Annotated in this window: 19 protein-coding genes; 12 read left to right on the top strand and 7 right to left on the bottom strand. The window is 42.2% G+C overall.

From position 1 onward, the window contains the following. The first annotated feature begins 698 nt into the window (after positions 1 to 698). The gene (locus tag FCR06_RS08635) at positions 699 to 1,223 is read left to right on the top strand and encodes an NYN domain-containing protein (protein WP_138498617.1); all 525 of its coding nucleotides are present in this window, start codon (positions 699 to 701) and stop codon (positions 1,221 to 1,223) included. A gap of 93 nt (positions 1,224 to 1,316) precedes the next feature. After that, positions 1,317 to 2,921 (top strand): 2-isopropylmalate synthase, encoded by a 1,605-nt coding sequence (locus FCR06_RS08630; RefSeq protein WP_138498615.1) that lies wholly within the window; start codon positions 1,317 to 1,319, stop codon positions 2,919 to 2,921. A 260-nt stretch (positions 2,922 to 3,181) separates the two neighbouring features. Here FCR06_RS08630 and FCR06_RS08625 read toward each other — a convergent pair whose 3' ends face one another. After that, entirely contained in the window at positions 3,182 to 3,619 is a 438-nt protein-coding gene (locus FCR06_RS08625) for a GNAT family N-acetyltransferase (protein ID WP_138498613.1), read from the bottom strand. 153 nt (positions 3,620 to 3,772) lie between these two features. Between FCR06_RS08625 and FCR06_RS08620 the strand changes: the two genes are divergently transcribed. Both FCR06_RS08620 and FCR06_RS08615 read left to right on the top strand, forming a co-directional pair. Then, on the top strand, positions 3,773 to 5,215 hold the full coding sequence (locus FCR06_RS08620; RefSeq protein ID WP_138498611.1) for a RecQ family ATP-dependent DNA helicase: 1,443 nt from the start codon (positions 3,773 to 3,775) through the stop codon (positions 5,213 to 5,215). Between the two features lie 542 nt (positions 5,216 to 5,757). Next, on the top strand, positions 5,758 to 7,647 hold the full coding sequence (locus tag FCR06_RS08615; protein WP_138498609.1) for a S9 family peptidase: 1,890 nt from the start codon (positions 5,758 to 5,760) through the stop codon (positions 7,645 to 7,647). Positions 7,648 to 7,674: 27 nt separating this feature from the next. Here FCR06_RS08615 and FCR06_RS08610 read toward each other — a convergent pair whose 3' ends face one another. The 3 genes from FCR06_RS08610 to pheS form a co-directional block, all read right to left on the bottom strand. Further along, positions 7,675 to 8,619: a dienelactone hydrolase family protein gene (locus FCR06_RS08610; RefSeq protein WP_138498606.1), complete on the bottom strand. Its 945-nt coding sequence runs from the start codon at positions 8,617 to 8,619 to the stop codon at positions 7,675 to 7,677. Between the two features lie 223 nt (positions 8,620 to 8,842). Next, complete coding sequence (locus FCR06_RS08605; RefSeq protein ID WP_138498604.1) at positions 8,843 to 9,418, bottom strand: Uma2 family endonuclease; 576 nt, start codon at positions 9,416 to 9,418, stop codon at positions 8,843 to 8,845. A gap of 114 nt (positions 9,419 to 9,532) precedes the next feature. Then, entirely contained in the window at positions 9,533 to 10,525 is a 993-nt protein-coding gene (gene pheS, locus FCR06_RS08600; RefSeq protein ID WP_138498602.1) for a phenylalanine--tRNA ligase subunit alpha, read from the bottom strand. A gap of 251 nt (positions 10,526 to 10,776) precedes the next feature. Between pheS and surE the strand changes: the two genes are divergently transcribed. The 6 genes from surE (at position 10,777) to secA (ending at position 19,085) form a co-directional block, all read left to right on the top strand. After that, complete coding sequence (gene surE, locus FCR06_RS08595) at positions 10,777 to 11,574, top strand: 5'/3'-nucleotidase SurE (RefSeq protein WP_138498785.1); 798 nt, start codon at positions 10,777 to 10,779, stop codon at positions 11,572 to 11,574. 295 nt (positions 11,575 to 11,869) lie between these two features. Further along, positions 11,870 to 12,766: an MBL fold metallo-hydrolase gene (locus FCR06_RS08590; RefSeq protein ID WP_138498600.1), complete on the top strand. Its 897-nt coding sequence runs from the start codon at positions 11,870 to 11,872 to the stop codon at positions 12,764 to 12,766. A gap of 336 nt (positions 12,767 to 13,102) precedes the next feature. After that, the gene (locus FCR06_RS08585; RefSeq protein WP_138498598.1) at positions 13,103 to 14,176 is read left to right on the top strand and encodes a bifunctional riboflavin kinase/FAD synthetase; all 1,074 of its coding nucleotides are present in this window, start codon (positions 13,103 to 13,105) and stop codon (positions 14,174 to 14,176) included. Between the two features lie 131 nt (positions 14,177 to 14,307). Then, the gene (locus tag FCR06_RS08580; RefSeq protein ID WP_138498596.1) at positions 14,308 to 15,216 is read left to right on the top strand and encodes an AAA family ATPase; all 909 of its coding nucleotides are present in this window, start codon (positions 14,308 to 14,310) and stop codon (positions 15,214 to 15,216) included. Between the two features lie 184 nt (positions 15,217 to 15,400). Further along, on the top strand, positions 15,401 to 16,000 hold the full coding sequence (locus FCR06_RS08575) for a cytochrome C (protein WP_138498594.1): 600 nt from the start codon (positions 15,401 to 15,403) through the stop codon (positions 15,998 to 16,000). Positions 16,001 to 16,292: 292 nt separating this feature from the next. Beyond that, positions 16,293 to 19,085 carry a preprotein translocase subunit SecA gene (gene secA, locus FCR06_RS08570; protein ID WP_138498592.1) on the top strand — a complete coding sequence of 931 codons (2,793 nt, stop codon included), beginning with the start codon at positions 16,293 to 16,295 and terminating at the stop codon, positions 19,083 to 19,085. 263 nt (positions 19,086 to 19,348) lie between these two features. Here secA and atpC read toward each other — a convergent pair whose 3' ends face one another. After that, on the bottom strand, positions 19,349 to 19,762 hold the full coding sequence (gene atpC / locus FCR06_RS08565) for an ATP synthase F1 subunit epsilon (RefSeq protein WP_138498590.1): 414 nt from the start codon (positions 19,760 to 19,762) through the stop codon (positions 19,349 to 19,351). A 101-nt stretch (positions 19,763 to 19,863) separates the two neighbouring features. Beyond that, entirely contained in the window at positions 19,864 to 21,312 is a 1,449-nt protein-coding gene (gene atpD / locus FCR06_RS08560) for a F0F1 ATP synthase subunit beta (protein ID WP_138498588.1), read from the bottom strand. A gap of 804 nt (positions 21,313 to 22,116) precedes the next feature. Between atpD and FCR06_RS08555 the strand changes: the two genes are divergently transcribed. Beyond that, on the top strand, positions 22,117 to 22,941 hold the full coding sequence (locus tag FCR06_RS08555) for a SirB1 family protein (RefSeq protein ID WP_138498586.1): 825 nt from the start codon (positions 22,117 to 22,119) through the stop codon (positions 22,939 to 22,941). Positions 22,942 to 23,001: 60 nt separating this feature from the next. Here FCR06_RS08555 and FCR06_RS08550 read toward each other — a convergent pair whose 3' ends face one another. Beyond that, positions 23,002 to 23,451, bottom strand: coding sequence for an SRPBCC family protein (locus FCR06_RS08550; protein ID WP_138498584.1), 450 nt, complete (start codon positions 23,449 to 23,451; stop codon positions 23,002 to 23,004). A 262-nt stretch (positions 23,452 to 23,713) separates the two neighbouring features. On the opposite strand from FCR06_RS08550, the gene FCR06_RS08545 reads away from it, so the two are divergent. Then, on the top strand, positions 23,714 to 25,378 hold the full coding sequence (locus FCR06_RS08545) for a mechanosensitive ion channel (protein WP_138498582.1): 1,665 nt from the start codon (positions 23,714 to 23,716) through the stop codon (positions 25,376 to 25,378). Positions 25,379 to 25,447: the final 69 nt, after the last annotated feature.

Genomic DNA, 25,447 nt, shown 5'->3' with positions numbered 1-25,447 from the left:
AGGTCACCTTTTAGTACAACCACATTGAAATAAGACTTAAGATGCTAATCTTATACATTTGTAAAGTATCTTTTATTCATCAAGAAACTTTCTTTGCCAAAGCCAGCCTCCAAGAGATTCTTTCTCTAGCACTACCTAACTTATTCCTTCTGTGTTGAGTGAGTTACAACTAGTGATTCTCCCATAGATTGGAGCCAATATACTCAGCCTTTGCACTTGTTTACTACGAGATTTTACTTCAATCTAACCAACAGGTATACTTTTCACTGGGTGCTTTCCTAGAAGCGGTTCCAAGTCCGTCTTCTGTTTTGGGCGCAACTATTGGTATCGGCCGCAAAGTATGTCTTGATACTGAAAGCTTTACTTACTATATAGGCATTTACTCATATTCTTCCTTCAGGTTATGCCATACCTCTTTAAGGGTAAACTTTAGTGTTATGCAGTGATGAATGCTGTTACTAGGTCAATTTTATTGGTAAATTTTGATTACACGTGGCTCTTACAGTATCGGAGGTGAATAAGGCTTAGTACCCACGATCTCAACTCTAATGTTGCAGCAGTTTTTATGCCTTTAAAGAGGCAGGATCAAAGCTATAGATAAAAACCTACTTTATAGATATTAGCAAACAAGGCATTTGAAAATTGCTATAATCTATTGTTCCATCTAAATTCATTTATATTATTAGGTGTAAGTTTGTATGGGTTCTCCAATGAATCGTCTGTCTATTTTTGTAGATGGAAACAATATGTTCTATGCTCAACAAAAAAATGGGTGGTTTTTTGACCCGCGACGAGTCTTAGAATACTTCAAACATGAGCAGTCAGAAACAACATTAATCAATGCATTCTGGTACACTGGTTTAAAAGACCCACAAGATCAACGAGGTTTTCGAGATGCTCTAATTAGTCTGGGATATACAGTCAGAACTAAAATTCTTAAAGAATACTATGATGATACTTCTGGTCGTTACTCACAAAAAGCAAATTTAGATATTGAAATTGTTGTCGATATGTTTAATACAGTAGACCAGTATGATCGAGTTGTATTATTTAGCGGTGATGGAGATTTTGAAAGAGCAATCGAACTATTACGATCCAAAAACACACATATTACAGTAGTATCAACAGAAGGAATGATTGCTAGAGAACTCAGGAACGCTACTGATAGATATATAGATTTAAATGATATCAGAGAACAAATAGAAAAAACTGATGGGCAGTAGATTTAATAATTATTTACAAAGGTTAAAGTATAAATAAAAACTAAGTTTGAAGATATTTTCAGTCAAAAGTAAAAACTAAACAAAAAAGCGCAAATGACAACTAAAACTGATAAAATCCTGATTTTTGATACTACACTGCGAGATGGAGAGCAGTGTCCCGGAGCAACCCTAAATATAGACGAAAAATTAGTTATTGCTAAACAATTAGCAAGGCTAGGTGTGGATATAATTGAGGCAGGATTTGCCTTTGCCAGTCCGGGAGATTTTGAAGCAGTAAGCAAGATTGCTGAAATTGTTGGGACAGAAAATGGTCCTGTAATTTGCAGTTTGGCAAGGGCGATTAAAGCAGATATTGAAGCTGCTGCCGAAGCGTTAAAACCAGCAGTCAAAGGTAGAATTCACACATTTATTTCGACTTCAGATATTCATTTAGAATATCAATTGCACAAGTCACGGGCAGAAGTATTAGCGATCGCCGAAGAAATGGTGGCTTATGCTAAATCCTTCATGACAGATGTGGAATTTTCGCCGATGGATGCAGCCCGTTCCGATCCAGAGTTTTTGTATCAAGTATTAGAAGCGACGATCGCAGCTGGTGCAACAACAGTTAACATTCCCGATACAGTTGGTTACACCACCCCAAGCGAATTTGGAGCGATGATTAAAGGCATTAAAGAAAATGTTCCCAACATCGACCAAGCGATTATTTCGGTTCACGGTCATAATGATTTAGGCTTGGCAGTTGCTAACTTTTTAGAAGCTGTAAAAAATGGCGCACGTCAACTAGAATGTACAATCAATGGCATTGGTGAACGTGCCGGCAATGCATCATTAGAAGAGTTAGTAATGGCGTTGCATGTGCGACGACAATATTTTAATCCCTATTTCGGAAGGCCAGAAGAATCTCAAGAATCCCTGACAAATATTGACACGCGTGAGATTTATAGAACCTCACGTTTAGTTTCTAATTTGACAGGAATGCTAGTGCAACCTAATAAAGCGATCGTTGGGGCAAATGCCTTTGCCCATGAGTCTGGTATTCATCAAGATGGTGTATTAAAAAATAAGCTCACCTATGAAATTATGGATGCCCAATTGATTGGTTTGACAGACAATCAAATAGTTTTGGGTAAACATTCAGGGAGAAATGCTTTTCGCACCCGGTTAAAAGAATTGGGTTTTGAATTGTCAGATAGCGAATTAAATAAAGCATTCGTCAGATTCAAAGAAGTTGCAGATAAAAAGAAAGAAATATCTGATCGCGATTTAGAAGCAATTGTCAACGATGAAATCCAACAAGCACCAGATTTATTCCGTGTAGAACTAGTGCAAGTTTCCTGTGGTAGCAACGCCTGTCCTACCGCTACAGTTACTCTGCGTACCCCAGAAGGTGAAGAATTAACTGATGCAGCAATTGGTACTGGGCCAGTTGATGCCGTTTATAAAGCAATCAACCGCGTGGTAAATGTGCCTAACGAATTGATTGAGTTTTCTGTGCAATCAGTAACAGCAGGTATTGATGCAATAGGCGAAGTGACAATTCGTTTACGTTATGAATCTAGAGTATTTTCTGGTCATGCGGCGAATACAGATATCATCGTGGCATCAGCGCAAGCTTATGTAAATGCCTTGAATAGGTTGTATGCATCTTTGCAAAGTCAACAAAAACAACAAGGTGTATCTGCACAGAAAGTGTAAAAACGCTTCTGTCTTGATTTACAGCCGGTTGGAAAGTAAAAGTAGGGTAACACATCTGTGCTACCCTACTTTTTTGTCTATATTCTGAATTTGGCGTAGCTGAATCGAAGTATGAATCATGCGATCGCACTAGTTTGCTCACGCTTTAGCAAGCTGGTATAGCAACGCAAAAGTCAAAATAAAGAACATTTATACTGCAAGCTTTTTACCAATTCCAGATGCTAAATTGATTTTTGCTATGACTTACTACTAAGTATTGCTCAAGTGCGATCGCAATTATAATTTAAACGCATCATGATTCTTTCCGGCTCAGTCAAATTTTTAAAACCATAACGCCGATAAAGTCCATGAGCATCTCTTGTACCTAACATCCATCTTTGAATATCTTGCAATTCTGGATATTCTAAAATATATTCTACAAACCATTTACCTAAACCCTGTCCTCGATAAGGCTCCAAAATAAAAACATCTTTTAATAAGGCAGAAGTCGCATAATCAGTAATAACTCTTGCAAAACCAACTTGTTGTTCGCTCTCATATAATCCAAAACATAAAGAATTGTTTATTGATTTTTCGACCATTGCTAATGGGATGTTTTCTGCCCAATAAGAAATTTGTAAAAAATCATGAATCATTTTAATATCTAATTTAGATTTATCAGTGTTAATGTAAAATCTATTCTTTAACTCTTCGTTCATATTTCATTTAATAATTAAAAAATAATAATTAATTATAATTCATTGTTGTGCTTAGTGAATTGCAATATTCAGATGATGAAAATACTGAACCATTAGCTGCAAACCAGAAGCTATATTCAGTGTTCAAGAATATGGGTGCATCTAGTATTGATTATGAATCAGCCGACTATAAAATCTTGGCAAGAAGTTCTTGCAGCTTTTAAAAAAATTTGGGGTTATGAAGATTTTCGTCCACCACAGGGAGAAATCATCAGCAGTTTGTTAGCACAAAAAGATGCGCTGATTATTATGCCCACAGGTGGAGGTAAATCGATTTGTTTTCAACTTCCTGCACTCCTACAAACAGGATTAACTATAGTAGTTTCGCCCTTGGTGGCGTTGATGGAAAATCAAGTACAAGAACTACGAGAAAACCACCAAAAAGCAGCACTTTTGCATAGTGAATTGTCTTCATCTCAACGCCGTGCAACTCTGCAAGCTTTAGAACGCCAACAGCTAAGATTACTATATTTATCACCAGAAACATTGTTGAGTACCCCAGTCTGGGAAAAATTAACTCAGCCGCAATTGCAAATTAACGGTTTGATTTTGGATGAAGCTCATTGTTTAGTCCAGTGGGGTGATACTTTTCGCCCAGCTTATCGCAGATTAGGTGCGGTACGCCCTGCATTGCTCAAATCAAAACCACCAGGAACAAAAATCTGCATTGCGGCTTTTACTGCGACTGCCGACCCCTTAGCACAAAAAATTATTCAAACAGTTTTACAATTACAGCAACCAGAGATTTTCCGCTTGAATCCTTACCGTCCTAATTTGCATCCCAGTGTTCGCATTGCTTGGACGCCACGAGGTAGAAAACAACAATTATTAAAGTTTATTCAAAATAGACCGCAACAATCAGGGTTAATTTACGTTCGCACTAGGCGAGATAGCGAAGATTTAGCCCAATGGTTAGCAGACATGGGTTATGCAACAGCGAGTTATCATGCAGGATTAGGTGCAGCAGAACGCCGTGCAGTGGAAGCCAGCTGGTTAAGTGGCAAAATGCCCTTTGTGGTTTGCACCTGTGCGTTTGGTATGGGGATTAATAAAGCAGATGTGCGCTGGGTAATTCATTTTCACGCGCCACATCTGCTTTCGGAATATGTGCAAGAAATTGGCCGTGCTGGAAGAGATGGGAAACCAGCCCAAGCCTTAACGTTGGTAAGTGAACCGACGGGCTGGTTAGATTCAGAAGATAAGCAAAGACAGGAGTTTTTTGTTGAAAAAATGCGATCGCAACAACAAATAGCGCAGCAACTTGTGAAAAAATTACCAAAACAGGGAGAAGTCAACCTAGTAACCCGGCAATTTCCCGAAGCTGCTACAGCCTTAGCTTTACTCCACAGCAACAGTCAGTTAAACTGGCTTGACCCTTTTCATTACACCATTGAGGAAAAAGCCAAAAATCAGCCAGCGACGCAATTACACGCTGCCAAACAAATGCAGCAATATCTTACAAGTAAGCAGTGTCGTTGGCAATTTTTGTTAAACGCCTTTGGTTTTGACAAAGAAGCAGCCAACTGGCGTTGTGGACATTGCGATAATTGTCGCTAACCTTGCTTTGTTCAAGCCAGGGATAGGTTCGTCGAATTCACATTTTTTATTTGTAAGTCTCATAACTAAGTATTGATGAGTATCAAAGACTTGTGGCCGAGTATCAGAGATTTATTCACAAACTTTATAGCCGTAGTCACAGAGGTTAGGACATTTTGAAAAGATGAATGCTAGGAATAGTAATAGTTTTACCTCCTGCCTMCAGCATAGCTGCCTTGTCTTCGACACGCTACGCGAACTGCCTCCTGCTATAATTTATACTAAGTTATAGTTACAAATCATTCTTCGCTGTTTGCTACAATTTTCCGGCTAGATTCACCCAATCGGATGAACTATCATTTTTACCGCCAAGTAACAATAGGGTAGTCAACATGATTCGTAATTGCTGCCCCACAGATGAATTCCCTTGCTTGAAACCATGAAAAATGTTTATTTTGATCCGTAACGGAATTAGGGGATGAAACTGTAATAAATTAATTACAAATTACTAATTACAAATTATTACCAATTACGAATTATTCGCTCAACTAGAGGATAAAAATATGTCATCAACAACAGTAACCTCACTACCACCACTGATTCCGCGCGAAATTCTATTTGGAAATCCCGAAAAAGCTAGCCCAAGACTCTCACCTGATGGCAAATATTTGGCATATATCGCCCCCGATGAACAAAATATCTTGCAGGTATGGTTACGAACTATAGGACAAGAAGATGACCAAATACTAACTGCGGACAAAAAACGCGGTATCCGCATTTTCTTTTGGACTTATAATGCTGACCAGTTGATTTACATGCAAGACTCAGACGGTGATGAAAACTTTCACCTCTACTTAGTCAATATTCACTCAAAGATTACCCGCGATTTAACACCATTTCAAGGTGTGAAAGCAGAAGTGGTAGAAATAGAACCTAAATTTCCAGACGAAATACTGGTGGCGTTGAACTTGAATAACCCGCAAAAGTTCGACGTTTACCGTATTAACCTGAAAAATGGTGCAGTAGAGTTTGACACTGACAACCCAGGTAATATTCTTAGTTGGACAGCAGATACCGATTTCCAAGTAAACGCAGCAACAGCTAGCACCCCTGATGGTGGTTATGATTTGTTACTACGGGAAAGCACAGATAAACAATGGGAAATTCTCCGCCACTGGGGGCCAGAAGAAGAAGGGAGTCCTATTAGCTTTTCAGGCGATGGCAAAACACTATACATTGAAGCTAATCATGATGCTAACGCCCAACGCCTGCTAGCTGTTGATTTAAATACCCGTCAAGAAACTGTCATTGCTGAAGATTGGCAGTACGATGTTGTGGGGATAATTATTCAGCCAGTGACGCGAGTTATCGAAGCAGTTTCTTTCTACAAAGACAAACAGGAATGGCGAGTAATTGACCAAAGTATTGCTGCTGATTTTGAAGAAATTGCTAAATTACGTTCAGGGGAGTTCTCTTTAATTAGCCGCGACTTAGAAGATAAAAACTGGCTAGTAGCTTACAACACTGACGATGGCCCAGTTTATTACTATGCCTACAACCGAGAGTCAAAAACTAGCACTTTCCTCTTCAGCAACCAACCGAAACTCGAAGACTTGGAGTTAGCTTCAATGCAACCAATTTCCTACGAGGCGCGGGATGGTTTAACTATCCACGGTTACCTAACAACTCCTGTAGGAATAGCTAGCCAGAATTTACCAACAGTACTCTTGGTTCACGGCGGCCCTTGGGGGCGGGATACCTGGGGTTTAGATCCAGAAGCGCAATGGCTAGCTAACCGGGGTTATGCTGTTTTACAACTAAATTTTCGGGGCTCCACTGGTTATGGTAAGGCATTCGTGAATGCTGGAAACCGAGAATGGGCTGGCAAAATGCACGATGATTTAATTGATGGTGTTAATTGGCTAGTGGAACAAGGTATTTCTGACCCGCAAAAGATTGCGATTATGGGTGGTTCTTATGGTGGTTACGCGACTCTAGTGGGGTTGACTTTTACACCAGAAATTTTTGCTGCTGGTGTGGATATTGTGGGCCCAAGTAACTTGATTAGTTTAATCCAAACTATACCGCCTTATTGGGAACCGCTCAAAGCGATGTTTTATCACCGCGTTGGCAATTTAGAAACAGAAGCAGAGTTTTTGAAATCGCGATCGCCTTTATTTTTCGTTGACAAAATTCAAAAACCTTTACTAATTGGTCAAGGTGCAAACGATCCACGAGTAAAGCAAGCAGAAAGCGACCAAATTGTTAACGCAATGCAACAGGCTGGTTTACCTGTGCAATATGCACTTTACCCTGATGAAGGACATGGTTTTGCCAGACCAGAAAATCGCTTACATTTCTTTGCGATCGCCGAAGAGTTTCTCGCTAAATATTTAGGTGGGAGATTTGAACCTTTAGCAGATATTCCAGGTCATTCAGGAATAGTTAAATAAAGTCTCACGCATGGTGGTTAGTGTAATTCACCGACCACCTTTTGGCGGCAAATATTTGAGAAACTTAGATTTCGCACGCTCCCACATCTGCTCAGACAATACGTGCCCCTGGTTCTCCTCAATAAAGTAGGTAAAGCTATCTTTGGCTTCACACTTATAATAAGCCTTCTCAATTGTCTCCATAGCCTTCCTGACCTCAAGCATTGGACTGCGTTTATCCTCGGTGCCAAAATTGAGGTGTAGAGGACGAGGAGCTATCAGTGCTGCAATATCCGGCGTATCACCGTATTGGTTCAAACCAGGAATAAAGATGCTGAAATCAATAATCAAACGAGTCCTATGAATCGCTGAGTAAATAGGCAAAGTGCAATTTCCCACTAAACATTTGAGGCGTGTCTCCCACGGGCCAACCAGGCATGTGAAAATCGAGCCAAGGGAATGACCGTAGCAACCGATGGCATTAGCATTCACATCTGGTCGCGAGCACAAGTAGTCGATAGCTCTATGCATATCAAGTATGTATTTCCATGCAAGGCACTTCCCGTTCACGAGATAGCGCAAGAAAGCAAAGCGCTCAAAATCACCTCCTCGAAGAATCGAGTCCTGTCGTTCCTCAAAGCACAGGGCGTCTGGACAAAGCACAACATATCCTTCATGTGCCAGAGCAACACCTGTGAATTGTGTCGGATCGCCTATAAGACCAGCCGGTTCGCTTTTGCCAAGCGCCCAATTATTATTATGCTGATGCCAGACAGCGATCGCTGGGGCAGGTGATTTGGAAGTCACACCATCCGGTACAAGAACATATGCAGGCACACGCTCTCCAAGTTCGACCTGATATGTTACTTTGTCAATTCGATATCCCTCACGAGCTATAGAGTCCTCCAGCCGTGGATCGAGCGGACAAGGCTCGGGCCACTCACCTCCCAAGCATCTGAGAAGATTTCGGCGAAAGTCTTCTGATTCGTTCATTTGGGGTAAAATCACTTAGCAGATACTGGCGTTGCCTCTAGTTTACCAATAGTTATGGTCAGCAACAGGCTGGTTTACAGACTAGAAAATCGCTTGATCGAGGGATCCGATCGCCGAGAAGTTTCTCGCCAAATACTTAGATGAGAGATTTGAACCTTACTGTTTGAGATAACGAAAGTTTGAAAAGCGATCGCACCTCTCAAATCACTTCGTCTGTCTTCCTTTATCCAACGTTGAGTACTTGCTCTGTGGTTAATTGTAATTCTGGGAAAATAGTAGAAGCGATCGCAGTATTTCCTACAAATCTGGTTTCTTCATAAAACCCGTCAACTAATATTAGTACGGTAATTGCATTTCTTTGGGGGTCAATAATCCAATATTCAGCAATTCCCCTTGCAGCATACTCAGAACGTTTGTAACGATAGTCCCGGTCTTCGTTAGCTTTGCCTGGAGAAACAACTTCAACAACTAATGCTGGAGGTKGCATATCCACAGTGATTGTGGATCGCGTTGCACCTTCTAGGGCTGTTGCAAGTTCATCCGTCAGCACAACTAAATCAGGAATGCGAATTGTCGCACGAGAACCAGCAACAATAATTTCAACTTTGTTACTTAACCGATTAACTGGAACAAACTTGAGGAAATTTATCAGCAAAAAGAGAGATATCTGGACATTTTTTGGGCTTTCAGGTGGTATTGCAACTAATTCACCTGCCACCAATTCATAATGGCTATCCGTGCCATCATCATAGTTCAAATTTTCCTCAAGCGTTAGATGTTTGCCAGCGATCGCAGTCATACAGTGTAAAGCAATGTTGGTACTGATAGTTTACTTCAATCTGATATAGTCTCGTTGACTTCTGAAACTGACAAATCCACTGTTTTTGCTAGGATATACTCTGCTAATGCCTGACTAAAATTGTTGCAAAAATCGCAAATCACTAGCATACAAGCGACGAATATCATCCATTTGATGTAACACCATTGCAAAGCGTTCTACACCAAAACCGGCTGCAAAACCAGTATAAATTTCTGGGTCATAACCGACTGCTTTGAGGACATTTGGATCGACCATCCCGCAGCCCATCACCTCCAGCCAGCGGCCATTCCACTGCAAATCCACCTCAGCAGAAGGTTCAGTAAACGGGAAATAACTGGCGCGGAAGCGAATAGGTAACTCGCCAAATATTGTCTGTAAAAATACTTTAATTGTCCCCTTGAGGTCTGTAAAAGTTAATCCTTCATCAATGGCTAAAAGTTCTATTTGATGGAAAACCGCGGAGTGAGTTGCATCTACACTATCTCGCCGATAAACTCGTCCTGGAGCCACAACCCGAATCGGTGGTTCCTCTCTTTCCATGTAGCGAATTTGCACTGACGAGGTATGAGTTCGCAGCAGATTGCCGTCTGGCAGGTAAAATGTATCCTGCATATCGCGGGCTGGATGGTCAGGCGGGGTGTTGAGCGCCTCAAAATTGTAGTAATCTGTTTCCATCTCTGGTCCTTGAGCTACGGTGTAGCCCATACCGACAAAGATATCGAGTGCCCGGTCAATAATGCCATTGAGAGGATGAATGCGACCTTGGGGACGGTAAATTCCCGGCATACTGACATCGAGAGTTTCAGCTTCTAGCTGGGAGCGAATTTGCGCGGCTTCCAAGGCGGCGCGTTGTTGGTCTAGACTAGTTTGCAGGGATTCTTTGACTGTGTTGGCGATCGCCCCAATTATCGGTCTCTCCTCTGCACTCAGCTGCCCCATACTTCGCAACAGTGCCCCCAGTTCTCCTTTCTTACCCAGATAGTTAACTCTGAGTTCTTCTAGGCGTTCTAGGGTATTAGCGGCGGCGATCGCTTGTTCTCCTTGCTGCCGCAGTGCTAAAAGTTGAGCTTCTAAATTGCTAGTCATTAGTTATTAGTCATTGGTCAAACAGGTCATTAGTCATTAGTCTATAGTCAAAAGCTGTGAACTGCTCGATAAAGAAACTTATAGGTATGCCTCAACTAGACTAAAGGCAACACTGGAAACCAAACTTCCGTTTATTACCTAGAGAACAGTGGGTGGGTAAATGTGTTCTTTTACCTAATGCGTGTGACCTTTGACATTGACAAATGGCTAATAAAAAATAACAAATAACTAATGACCAATGACCAATGACTATGAAATTACTAATTAGCAACGATGACGGCATTTCCGCCTTAGGTATTCGTACTCTAGCCAACTATTTAGCACAAGCAGGGCATGATGTTACTGTAGTTTGCCCAGACCGAGAGCGATCGGCAACTGGACATGGATTAACTATGCACCAACCAATTCGTGCTGAAATTGTGGAATCAATTTTCGATCCAGCTGTTAAAGCTTGGGCTTGCGATGGTACGCCTTCAGATTGCGTCAAATTGGCGCTGTGGGCTTTGCTAGACACTCACCCCGATTTCGTTCTCTCTGGCATTAATCAAGGTGCTAATTTGGGAACTGAAATTTTGTATTCTGGTACTGTTTCTGCGGCAATGGAAGGTCTGATTGAAGGTATTCCCAGTGTAGCGGTGAGTCTTACCAGCCATACCTCGAAAGATTTTCAACCTGCTGCCAAGTTCGTCAAAATTCTCTTAGACCAGTTAGCCCAAAAACCACTGCCAGATTTGATGTTGCTCAATGTTAATATTCCTGCTGTGAAGTGGGAAGAAATTGCCGGAGCGACTCTTACGCGCCAAGGAGTCCGACGTTACATAGATGTCTTTGACAAACGAGTCGATCCTCGGGGAAAAACCTACTACTGGTTAACTGGAGAAGTCATTGAGGATGTAGAACCCCCAGCTGGATTAAATTTGCCACAAAATGTGCCAACAGATGTCTATGTCATACGTAATAACTATATCAGTATAACTCCATTACAATACAACCTTACCTATGGAACTGGACTAGATAAAATGTCTGAGTGGGAATTCAAGTTTCCCTAAATTTACAGGTTTATGAGTGAAAAAATAGAATTAATCAAATGCATTAGCTCAAAATGTAGGCTATAACGTAGGGGCAATGAAATAACAGATACACATCCACTCGAAAAACTTAAAGATTTTACTTTAGAGAGCCTGATTGAGATTTACACAATCAGCCGGAAACAGTGTATGCTGTTTTACCAAGAAATTCTCCCTCTAATCCTTCCTTACCAAAATCAGTGAGACAACATAAACTTAAACAAAATCAGTAACAATTTTTTCATTTATCGCCCGCTCAGTCCAGCAAGCAACACCCATGTCTAGGATAGAGAACCAATTTACCGTACAATTTTGGGGGGTTCGCGGCAGCATCCCCAGTCCAGGGCCACACACTGTTCGTTACGGCGGGAATACCCCTTGCGTTGAGATGCAAGTGGGCGGTAAACGCTTAATTTTCGATGGTGGTACGGGACTGCATGTTTTGGGGCAATCTTTATTGCGCCAGATGCCGTTAGAAGGCCATATATTTTTCACCCACTCGCACTGGGACCACATGCAGGGTTTTCCCTTCTTTGTTCCAGGATTTGTTAAAGGGAATAATTTTCACATTTACGGGGCGATCGCTCCTGATGGTTCTACCATAGAACAGCGCCTCAATGACCAGATGCTCCACCCGAACTTTCCTGTGCCCTTGCAGATTATGCAAGCCAATTTAAGTTTTCACGACATTCGAGCAGGGCAACCAATACATATCGATGACATTATCGTCGAAACAGCACCTTTAAATCATCCAGGTGAAGCTGTAGGATACCGCGTCAACTGGCGTGATGGTGCTGCTGTTTACATTACTGATACCGAACACTTTCCTGACCGACTTGATGACAATGTGCTTTGGCTATCTCGTGATGCCGACATCCTAATTTACGATTCTACCTATACTGACGAAGAATATTACTCACCAACATCTCCAAAAATTGGCTGGGGACATTCTACCTGGCAAGAAGCTGTCAAAATAGCACAAGCTGCTAATGTCAAAACTTTGGTAATCTATCACCATGACCCGGCGCACAATGATGATTTTTTAGATCGTGTAGGAAAACAAGCCGCTGAGAAATTCCCTGGTGCAATCATGGCACGGGAAGGAATCGTACTTCAAGTTTCCACCTCAGTTTCATTATCAGAATCTTTTCCTGTTAGCAAGTTTTCTGTCTAGATATTGCGATCAAAGCAATTGTAGATTTTAGATTAGATTGGTGATCAGAAGCTTTCAGCGCCAGAGCGTACTTGTTGGCAATACGGTAAGACAGCGCTGCCTAAGCAAGTTGTCGCCGCGCTGATTACAAAACAAAGGCGACAACAGGAGGACACTCTCTAGTCGTTAGTTATTAAGCCTTGAGCAGTGGTCATAAGACAAATGACCAATGACAAAACACTAATGACTAATAACAAAGGACAAGTCGGTACTATAAAACCTGTCCTCCTGAAAGCGGTTTACTATAAGGTAGCTTCCTGCTGATCGCTAAAATAAACCTAAAATCTCAGAATCCACGTGCTAAATTTGTCTCAAAATGGGTGTTCTGTGTGGGTTGCTTCTTCCACCGAAGGGCTACTAACGCCGACTGCTGTTGCACTTGGCAAATTTGATGGTGTACATCTTGGTCATCAAAGGGTAATTGAGCCAGTATTGCACGCTGGTGGTCAGTTGTCAGTAGTCACTAGTCTACAGTCCAACGAAAATCAACAACTGACAAATCAACAATATACCTACTCGACAGTTGTCACCTTTGACCCCCATCCACACGAGTTTTTTACGGGGCAACCCCGGACTTTGTTAACGCCACTTGATGAAAAAGTCCAACAATTGCGATCGCTTGGGGTAGAACAACTGGTACTACTACCCTTCGACAAAGAATTATCTGCTTTGACCCCTGAAGAATTTGTGGAAAAAATTCTCGTTCAACAACTCCAATGCCAGCGAATTAGTATCGGGGAAGATTTTTGTTTTGGCAAAAAGCGTAGTGGTACTGCTAAAGATTTGCAATTACTCGCCGCCAAGTACAATATTCCTGTTATTATCGTTCCCTTACAAAGTTATACAGCTGACTCACCTACCCAAAGCAGTTGCACCAGTACTACTCCAAGTCAAGATCCGCGCATTAGCACTTCATTGATCCGCCAAACCCTTGAAGATGGCGACATCGAAAATGCAAATCTCTTACTAGGACGCTCCTATAGTCTCCTTGGTGTAGTAGTTCAAGGACAGCAACTAGGCAGAACCATTGGCTTTCCTACCGCCAACCTCCAGTTGCCAAAAGAAAAGTTTTTACCTCGTCAAGGAGTTTACGCTGTTCGGGTTTTTACTGTTAGTGAAATACCAGATGTCTCTCCTAGTGAGATATTGGGTGTGATGAATATCGGTAACCGTCCAACTGTAAATGGTGTTTCTGCATCTGTGGAAGTACATCTATTCGATTGGTCGGGTGATTTGTATGGTAAAAAACTGGCTGTAGAGCTAGTCAAATTTTTGCGCCCTGAACAAAAATTTCCTTCTCTAGAAGCCTTAAAAACACAAATTCAACTTGACTGCCTAGCTGCTAGACAAGTTCTTAGTACTGAGTGCTGAGTGCTGAGTGCTGAGTGGGCACAATAGATAGGGCATTGGGAGTGCTTACTGTTGACTGTTGACTGTTGACTGTTAAGTGAGGAGTTATTATTCTTCCCTCTGCTCCCTATCTTCCCCACTCCCCACACTGTATGAGAGAAAAAATTGACGCTCTAACACAAAATCTGACTCTTACCATCGTTGGCAAAACTGAGGCAATACGCTTAGTGTTAGTCGCCTTGTTAGGTGGTGGTCATGCCCTCTTAGAAGATGTTCCAGGCGTTGGCAAAACCCTGCTTGCTAAATCTTTAGCTCATTCAGTGGATGGCAGGTTTCAACGGCTACAATGCACCCCGGATTTACTACCAACTGACATCACTGGTACCAACATCTGGAATCCAAAAAGTGGTGAATTTACTTTTCTTCCAGGGCCAGCCTTTGCCAATGTGCTACTAGCTGACGAAATTAACCGCGCCACACCCCGCACCCAGTCAGCTTTGCTGGAAGTTATGGAAGAGCATCAGGTAACAGTCGATGGTGTCTCTCGTACAGTTCCTCAACCGTTTTTTGTGATTGCTACTCAAAATCCGATTGAGTATCAAGGTACTTTTCCCTTGCCAGAAGCGCAAATGGATCGGTTTATGTTGTCGTTGAGTTTGGGTTATCCTTCTGAGTCAGAAGAACTCCAAATGCTGCAAAATCTCCAAAATGGTGTTAAAGTTGCTGATTTACAGCCTTGTATTACCTTGGCAGAAGTACAGGAATTGCGTTACCTTTGCTCTCAAGTCAGAGTGGCAACCTCTTTGCAACAATACATCCTCGAATTAGTAAGGGCAACACGCCAAGACGAGGAAATTGCTCTTGGTGTCAGTCCGCGCGGCACAGTCGCTTTACACCGGGCTACCCAAGCGCTAGCTTTTCTTTTAGGGCGTGATTATGCCATTCCCGATGATGTGAAATTTCTTGTTCCTCACGTTATTTGCCATCGCCTGATTCCCAGAGGAGGACGCAACGCTAGAACTGTTATTGAACGATTATTGCGATCAGTTCCCATTCCTTAATTCAAGAGTTAATTTAAACAGCAGTAGTATGCTGTAGAAATATATAATATTAATTTTGATATTCGCCAGAAATGCGATCGCCATATTCCTTGCCAAAAATACTTACGCATAATCTGAAACACTTCTAATACTGCGTAAGTCCTATGATTAACACAAGCGCCACTTGTATCTGGGAATGTGAGGAATGTCAATTTTTGTTAAGCGGAAATCGCGCGATCAAGAAACGAACCCGCAAAAAAGCGATGCCTACGGCGGGCTACACCAAAGGGCAGAACGCGAATTCAAACGGCAATTTTTTGCTTTACTTTTGGTAATTATCACGTGGAGTTTAGCTATGGGCTGGCTTCTAGCCTTGGTAACTAATGCCCAAAGTGCTACTCCCACAGCCGAAATTGGCACAGTTGATGTAGTGCCTGCACAATATCAACTGGGGCAAGAACTGTATTTGGAAAACTGTTCCACATGCCACATCGCTTTACCACCAGCCGTTTTCCCAACCCAAACTTGGAAAAATCTTCTGGAAGACTCACAGCACTACGGCGCACAACTCAAACCTTTAGTCGATCCGCCGCGCATTTTAGTGTGGAAGTATCTTTTGACTTTTTCCCGTGTCAAACTCAATGATGAAGAAACACCCTATCGTCTCAGCAACTCGCGTTATTTCAAAGCTTTGCATCCAGGAGTTAACCTACCACGTCCTGTTGAAATTGGTAGCTGCCTGAGCTGTCATCCCAGTGCTAGTGACTACAACTTCCGCCGCCTCAGCCGAGAGTGGGAAAATTAAAAGTAGGGACTAGGGACTGGGCACTAGGGACTGGAAAAACTTTCCTAATACTCAATCCCCAATCCCCAATGCCCCATCTGGAGGCAAAATGATACTATGAAGAAAGACTAAATATAAGATAAGAGTTAAAACCAATCATTTAAGAAACTGATTGACCAGTTTTTCTCGTGTTTTTGAGTTAATTCTCATTTCATACCCATTTTCAACTAAAAGCGTTGAATTGGGTTAAATGTTTATAATCGATGCCAAACCTTTAATCCCCATCCCCTTTGATTCAGTTCGATAACCTGCCATGCTAAAACTTTTGTTGGGCGATCCCAACGCTCGTAAGCTGAAAAAATACCAACCTTCCGTTACTGAAATTAACCTTTTAGAGGAAGAAATTAATACTCTTTCTGATGAGGAGTTAAAAGGTAAAACCACAGAATTTAGACAAAGACTCGCCAAAGGCGAAATTCTGGATGATATTTTGCCAGAAGCTTATGCTGTTGTGCGAGAAGCAGGACGGCGAGTTTTAGGCTTACGGCACTTTGATGTCCAACTGCTTGGCGGTATCATTTTGCATGTAGGGCAAATTGCCGAAATGAAAACTGGTGAGGGTAAAACACTAGTAGCTACCTTGCCTAGTTATTTGAATGCTCTTACTGGTAAAGGTGTACATGTTATCACTGTCAACGATTACCTGGCTCGTCGGGATGCGGAATGGATGGGACAGGTGCATCGCTTCTTGGGGTTGAGTGTGGGGCTAATTCAGGCAAGTATGACTCCCACTGAACGCCAAAAAAATTATGAGTGCGATATTACTTATGTGACGAACAGTGAGGTAGGCTTTGACTACCTGCGGGACAACATGGCCACAGACATGAAAGATGTGGTACAACGCCCGTTCAATTACTGTGTTATTGATGAGGTGGACTCAATTCTAATTGACGAGGCCCGGACACCGCTGATTATTTCAGGACAAGTAGAAAGACCTACAGAAAAATACTTGCAAGCTGCTGAAATAGCACTGACTCTCAAAAAAGACGAGCATTACGAGGTAGATGAAAAAGCTCGTAACGTGCTACTAACAGATGAAGGCTTTGCAGAGGCAGAAAATCTTTTGGGAGTCACAGATTTATTTGACCCAGAAGATCCTTGGGCACATTTTGTTTTCAATGCGATTAAAGCTAAAGAACTTTTCCTTAAGGACGTAAATTACATCGTTCGTAATGGCGAAGTGGTGATTGTGGATGAATTTACCGGTCGGGTACTACCTGGACGGCGGTGGAGTGATGGATTACACCAAGCAATTGAAGCCAAAGAACACGTAGAAATTCAGCCAGAAACTCAAACTCTAGCAACAATTACTTATCAAAATCTCTTCTTGCTATATCCCAAGTTGGGTGGAATGACGGGAACAGCAAAAACAGAAGAACCAGAGTTTGAAAAAATTTACAAACTAGAAGTTACGGTAATTCCCACTAACAGACCGAGAAATCGCCAAGATTGGTCTGATATGGTATTTAAGACAGAAGCAGGCAAGTGGGGTGCGATCGCCAAAGAATGTGCCGAAATGCACCAAGCTGGGAGACCAGTGCTAGTAGGAACCACGAGCGTAGAAAAATCTGAATATCTGAGTCAACTATTGAAGCAGCTGGAAATTCCTCACGAATTACTCAATGCGCGACCAGAAAACGTAGAACGCGAGGCAGAAATTGTCGCCCAAGCAGGACGCAAAGGTGCTGTGACCATTGCTACTAATATGGCAGGAAGAGGTACAGACATCATCTTGGGTGGTAACTCCGAATACATGGCGCGTTTGAAGCTGCGAGAATATTTAATGCCTCGCATCGTCATGCCAGAAGATGAAGATGCCTTTGGCATTCAAAGAGCAGCAGGATTACCTACAGGACACGGCGGTGGTCAAGGTTTTGTCCCTGGTAAAAAAGTCAAAACCTGGCGGGCTTCACCGGAAATTTTCCCCACCCAATTGACAAAAGAAACAGAACAGCTACTCAAACAAGCAGTAGAAGTTGCAGTGCGTGAGTATGGCGATCGCAGTTTACCGGAACTGGAAGCTGAAGACAAAGTAGCTATAGCGGCTGAAAAAGCCCCTACAGCAGATCCAGTAATTCAGAAATTGCGGTCAGCTTATAAGGGTATTAAACAGGAATACGAACAATTTACCGACCGAGAGCATAATGAAGTAGTAGGACTTGGCGGTTTGCACGTCATTGGTACAGAACGCCACGAATCGCGCCGGATTGATAACCAGTTGCGGGGACGCGCCGGACGACAAGGCGACCCTGGTTCGACAAGATTTTTCCTGAGTTTAGAAGATAACTTACTGCGGATTTTTGGTGGCGATCGCGTTGCTGGTTTAATGAATGCCTTCCAAGTGGAAGAAGATATGCCTATTGAATCGGGGATGCTAACTCGTAGTTTGGAAGGCGCACAGAAAAAAGTCGAAACCTACTACTATGACATCCGCAAGCAGGTGTTTGAGTATGACGAGGTGATGAATAACCAACGTCGTGCTATTTACGCCGAACGCCGTCGGGTGCTAGAAGGTCAAGACTTAAAAGAACAGGTAATCAAGTACGCCGAAAAAACGATGGATGACATCGTTGACTACTACATCAACGTAGACTTACCTTCTGAAGAGTGGGAGTTAGAAAAGTTAGTTGAGAAAGTCAAAGAATTTGTCTATCTGCTAGAGGATTTGCAGCCTAGTCAATTGGAGGATATGTCTGTTACTGAGATTAAAGCCTTCCTCCACGAACAGGTGCGAATTGCTTACGACCTTAAAGAAGCGCAAATTGACCAAGTTCAACCCGGACTGATGCGCCAAGCTGAACGCTTCTTTATTTTGCAACGCATCGATACCCTATGGCGAGAACACCTGCAACAAATGGATGCTTTGCGTGAATCAGTGGGATTACGTGGTTACGGTCAAAAAGACCCGCTGATTGAATACAAGAGCGAGGGTTACGAGCTGTTCTTGGATATGATGGTGAATATTCGCCGAGATGTAGTCTACTCATTGTTCATGTTCCAGCCACAGCCGCAGCCAGTGGTGCAGGCTTCTTCGGAGATGGTGTAATTGAGAGTGTACAGACGCGATAAATCGCGTCTGTTGATTGATTTAACGTACAAAAGACGCAGAAGCACTAAGAATGCCTTTGCGTCTTTGTTTTTTGTGATTTTCGATTTTGCAATAAATCTAAAATCCAAAATTGTTATACCAATTCAATTAATCATTGCAACACATCCTTGGGTCAAGACGCGACACCAGTCGCTACAACGGAGGGAAAATACGCAACGCGCTGGCTCATGAATCGCGTCTCTACAAATGGTCTATTGGTATTAGAGTAAACCGCCAGCAGCTTGAAACCGAGCGCGGGCACGTTTGAAGGCTTGAGTCGCCTGGATTTGTGCTTGACGGTCGTCTGCTGTCACTTGACCCAGACGTGCTTCTGCTTGGTTATAAGCAGTACGGGCTTCTTCAAGGTTAATTTTGTCACCACGTTCGGCGCCGTTAACGAGAATTGTGACTTCATTCTCTTCTACTTCAGCAAAACCACCTAAAAGAGCGATCGCTTCCCAATTTTGATTTTTAGCGGCACGGACTCGCATCACACCTGTATCTAGGGCGGTCAACAGTGGTGCGTGTCCAGTTAAAATACCTAACTGACCAGTAGTACTAGGTAAAACTACTTCTTCGGCTGGAGCATCCCAGACTGTTTTATCTGGAGAAATTACGCGAACGGTTAATGTCATTTGTCTTTTGTCCTTTGTCCTTTGTCCGTTGTCTTTTGCAATTGCCATTAGTCATTAGAATTTGAACTAATGACTAATGACTAATGACTAATGACTAATGACTAACCTTTAATTTTTTCAGCTTTGGCGATTGCTTCGTTAATATCGCCCACCAAATAAAACGCTTGCTCTGGCAGGCTATCCAACTCACCAGAGAGAATTTTTTTGAATCCTTTGATGGTATCTTCCAGCTTCACGTATTTACCAGGAGAACCGGTGAATACTTCTGCCACAAAGAACGGCTGAGACAAGAAGCGCTCAACTTTCCGTGCCCGCGCCACTACTAGACGGTCTTCTTCAGACAATTCATCTAGACCGAGAATGGCGATAATGTCTTGCAATTCTTTATAACGTTGCAGAGTTGATTGCACGGCACGAGCAGTTTGGTAGTGTTCCTCACCGACAATACCCGGCTGTAGCATGGTGGAAGTTGAACCCAGGGGGTCCACCGCTGGATAAATTCCCTTAGCAGCCAAACCGCGAGACAGTACTGTAGTTCCGTCCAAGTGGGCGAAGGTGGTTGCAGGTGCGGGGTCAGTGAGGTCGTCCGCTGGTACGTATACTGCTTGAATTGAGGTAATAGAACCCTCTGTAGTTGAGGTAATCCGCTCTTGCAGTTCACCTACGTCAGTTCCCAATGTGGGCTGATATCCTACCGCTGAAGGCATCCGACCCAAGAGCGCTGATACTTCTGAACCAGCTTGTACGAACCGGAAGATGTTGTCAATAAACAGCAGCACGTCTTGTTTTTTGACATCACGGAAGTACTCTGCCACTGTCAATCCGGACAGACCAACCCGCATTCTCGCTCCGGGTGGCTCGTTCATCTGACCGTAAACTAGAGCAATCTTCGATTCGTTGAGATTATCTTTGTTGATAACCCCAGATTCAATCATTTCGTTGTAGAGGTCATTGCCTTCACGGGTGCGTTCACCCACACCAGCGAAAACAGACACTCCACCGTGCTGAGTAGCGATGTTGTTAATCAACTCCATCATGATCACGGTTTTACCAACACCAGCACCGCCGAACAGACCAATCTTACCGCCGCGTCGATAGGGTGTCAGGAGGTCAACAACTTTAATCCCAGTTTCAAACACTGAAGGTTTGGTTTCCAGTTCAGTGAATTTGGGAGCAGAGCGGTGGATAGGTAAGGTGTCCTCAGCATTTACAGGTCCTCTATTGTCCACGGGTTCGCCAAGGACGTTGAAAATCCGACCCAAGGTGGCTTTACCAACTGGCACTCTAATGGGAGCGCCTGTATCGACGACTTCCAGACCACGTACCAAGCCATCAGTGGAACTCATTGCAACAGCCCGCACCTGGTTGTCGCCCAGCAATTGCTGTACTTCAATGGTGAGGTTGATTTCCTGTCCAGCTTCGTTGGTGCCTTTGATGGTCAAAGCGTTGTAGATTTGCGGCAATTTCCCGCCGGGAAATTTAACGTCTACAACTGGACCAATGATTTGGGTAATGTAGCCTATGTTTGTTTTTTCTGCGGTTGTGACCATGCTGCGCCTAATGATTGAAGCTATATTTCAGATAAGGTCGTTGAAGACATAAGATTAAGCAATGTCATCTTTCACTCTAGCATCGGACGGGGACATAACTCCCTTAGTAATTCCTTAAAAAGGAGTTTAATGGCTGTGGTTGTAGTCCTCATCCTGACTAGATTGATGCAATCGACTCCAGTTTATCCCTAATCTCATTTTCTAGATGCGATCGCCCTAGCTATGAGATTAATAATCACGAGCGAAAACTAGATAAATATATGGTAAGTTTATATATAAACATATGATAAAATGTTATTTGCTTTGCATAAGCACACCCCCTCGTAAGGTATCGCCAACAAAGAAGCCTGCAAAGCAAAGTTGAAATTCAATGAACCGAAACAAAAAATCTGCCCTTCTGAGCGATCGCTTAAAAGAGCAGTACTATGCCATTTCATTCAAATAATTAATACAAATGCTCTGAATGCAGTTTCGGAATTGGATAAAGCAGAAGCTAAAAATTTATAGTTTTCTAATATACATTATGCACTGATGTAAATGAATTAATAACACTACTATAAATATGTATTTTAGTCAATAAAAAAGAGCTATATTAATTTATTTCCATACCTTAGATAGATTGTTTTGATAAAATCTATCTACAAATTACATTTTTAAATTTAATGAATATTTATAATATAAAAACAGGTACAAAAAGCGGAAAGTCCCAGCAAGTGGCTTTTGGCAAACATAATTCTAGAAACAGTTTTTAGTTTAGCTAAGCCGTTTTCGCTTCATCCTCACACTTCCACCAAGCAATAGCTTATGAATTTATCGTCAGCACGACAATATTTTTATCAGGAGATTCAGCAGTCTGACGAGGAAATCAATTTAGCAAAGGCAGCTTTATACATTGCACAAGAAGAATATCCTAACTTAGACCCAGAGGAATATCTTAACGCCCTTGATACAATGGCATGGGAGGTGCAAGAACGCCTGCCAGAACAGCGATATCCTTTGCGGATAATTCAAACTATTAATCAATATATCTACGAAGATTTAGGATTTTCTGGTAATAAAATTGACTACTATGATCCGCGCAACAGTTATTTGAATGATGTAATTGATAGACGATTGGGGATTCCCATTACTTTAGCGCTAGTTTACTTAGAAGTTGCGCGACGGATTGACTTTCCGATGGTGGGTATAGGAATGCCAGGACATTTCTTGATTCGCCCAGATGTTGCAGATATGGAAATTTTTGTTGATGCCTTCAATAGTGGTGAAATAATATTTCCCGAAGATTGTCAAGAAAGACTAACTCAACTTTATCAGCAACCAATGACGCTACAACCAGAATTTTTAGCTATAGTAACTCATCGGCAATTTTTGGCACGAATGCTGACAAATCTCAAATTTATCTACTTGAAACAGCAAGAGTTAGAAAAAACACTAGGCGCAGTTGAACGAATTTTACTATTGTTTCCCGATTTAACTTTAGAATTGCGCGATCGCGGTTTGATCTATTATCAACTCGGTTACTACCCCCAAGCCGCAACAGACTTACAAACTTATTTACTAAAAGTTCCTGATGCTAAGGATGCATCGGTAATTCGGCGGCTACTTGGCGAATTGGGTAAGGATGGCTAGGGAGATGGGAAGGTGGGGCCCCCTCAGGGGATAAGGGGAGATGGGGAGAAAAACTAATGACTAATTTTGTTGTTCTGCGAGTCGTTTGAGCCGGGAAAGTTGAGCTTGCATATCTTGTTTTGTCCAAGACGCAGCAAAGGTTTTGAAACCCCAACTTACTAAAGGGTTAGGAATGTAGAATTCAAAGCGGTTAAGTAAGAGTGTTCCATTTTGTGCTGATTGACATTCCCAGCGATCGCGCCCTTCAAAAAATCCTTCAAATTCCCAGACTACCAAACCCGGTTGTCGCTCCACAACTACGCTATTCAAAGTAGGTTTGAGTAGGGGAATTTGAATGATAAAGCGACTTTCACTGCCTAAATCGGTACTCCAAGTTTCGCCCACAGGTTCGCAACGAAGGAGTGGGTTAAGCCAACGGTGCATGAGAGCTAAATCGGTAATACAGCGTTCGACTACCGTGGCTGTAGCATTAATTTGAATTGATTGTTCCAATACTTGGTTGTCTGTCATTAGTGATTAATCAATAAAAATAAATATACATAATAGTACTAAAAAATTATTAACAATCTATTTTTGGGCTGATGTATTGGTAAACAAAAAATACTCATAATATCGAGGGCATATATGAGTTTACTAGTAATTTCCTGGTAAATTAATAGGCAAAACACTAGTAAACTTACTGGGATGCAAAAATTATTCGTTTAAATTAAGCCACTTGGTAAGTATCTCAAGTGTTTTTAGCAAAGATGTAAAACCCTGATAGCAAAAAAGCATGAACACAAGTTGGCCAGGAATAACCCAGTTGATAGATATTGGTTTATCAATCAGGGGACAGCAATTTTTGGCACAATCGCCGTCCAACCTGCAACAAACTCAAGCAGCAGTAAATCAAGGAGTCGGTGATGTGCAAGGAATTGTTCAACAGTTGATTCTGTTTTTGCCCCGTGTACTGGGGGCAGTGCTAATTTTATTTGTAGGTTGGCTAATTGCAGCGATCGCCGCGACGATAGTGCAGAAAATCCTCAAACGTACAAATATAGATAACCGGATTGCCGCAGGAGTAACAGGTCGTCAGGATATTCCCCAGGTGGAGAAATTAATCTCCGACCTAGTTTTCTGGAGTATTATCCTGCTAACGGCGGTAGCTGTTTTACAAACATTGAATCTCGAGGTAGCCTCTCGACCGCTCAATACTTTTCTCGATCAACTTATTGGCTTTCTGCCAAAGTTGGTTGGTGCGGGAATCCTTTTAGGAACCGCTTGGGTGTTAGCTACTATTGTCAAGATTATTAGTGTGCGCTTATTACGGACATTTAACCTAGATGAGCGTTTGAATCCACAACCTGCCGATAGCGTACCCAGCCTCAATCAATTATCTCTAAGTGAAACCATTGGCAATGCTCTCTATTGGTTTGTATTTTTACTGTTTCTCGTTCCGATTTTGGATACTCTCGGACTCAGGGAAGCTCTACAACCAGTACAAGCTCTAATTACTAAAATTCTGGTAATTTTGCCAAACATTTTAGCAGCGGCGCTAATTGCTGCTGTTGGCTGGTTTATAGCTAATGTGGTGCGGCGAATTGTAACAAACTTGCTCCTGAGTACTGGTATTGACAATTTAGGTAATCGATTTGGATTATCTTCGACTGCGGGAGTGCAATCTCTATCGAGTATTATCGGCACGATTGTTTATATTTTGATTTTGATTCCTGTGGCGATCGCAGCGCTCGATGCTTTACAAATTGCAGCGATATCAGTGCCAGCGATCGCTATGCTACAACAGGTTCTCAACGCTGTACCTGCTATCTTTACAGCGGCAGCAATTTTGATTGTTGCCTATTTTCTGGGACAGTTTGTAGCAGATTTGGTTACAAGTATTCTGACTAATTTAGGCTTTAATAACATTTTCAGTGTATTGGGTCTGACAACACCTACCAGACGAATTGTTATTTCCGCAGAACCAACACAACCAATACCTCCTCGGATTTCTACCCGCACCCCATCAGAAATTGCAGGCATTGTTACCTTAGTAGGTATTATGTTATTTGCAACGGTGGCAGCAGTAAATATCTTAAATATTCCAGCCCTTACAGCCTTAGTATCTGGTATTTTGATTATATTCGGACGGATTTTGGCAGGCTTGGTAATATTTGCAATTGGTTTATTCCTGGCAAATCTAGCTTTTAACATTATTACCAGTTCCGGCGACCGCCAAGCACAGATTTTAGGACAGGTAGCGCGGATTTCCATCATTACTTTAGTCTCAGCAATGGCACTGCAACAGATTGGAGTTGCTAGTGATATTGTGAATTTAGCCTTTGGACTTTTATTAGGTGCGATCGCTGTTGCTATTGCCTTAGCTTTTGGTCTGGGAGGTCGTGATATTGCCCGCGAACAAGTTCAAGAATGGCTTAATTCTTTCAAAGGTAGAAATTAAAAATTGATGACGCCGCAATTTCATCTGTAAATCTGAAAAAGTGCAGCCGTAAACATCAATAGTGCAGAA

The organism is Nostoc sp. PA-18-2419, assembly GCF_005869855.1.
GTDB lineage: Bacteria > Cyanobacteriota > Cyanobacteriia > Cyanobacteriales > Nostocaceae > Nostoc.
The sequence above is the reverse complement of the archived record's forward strand: the minus strand, read 5'-3'. Positions and strand labels throughout refer to the sequence as shown.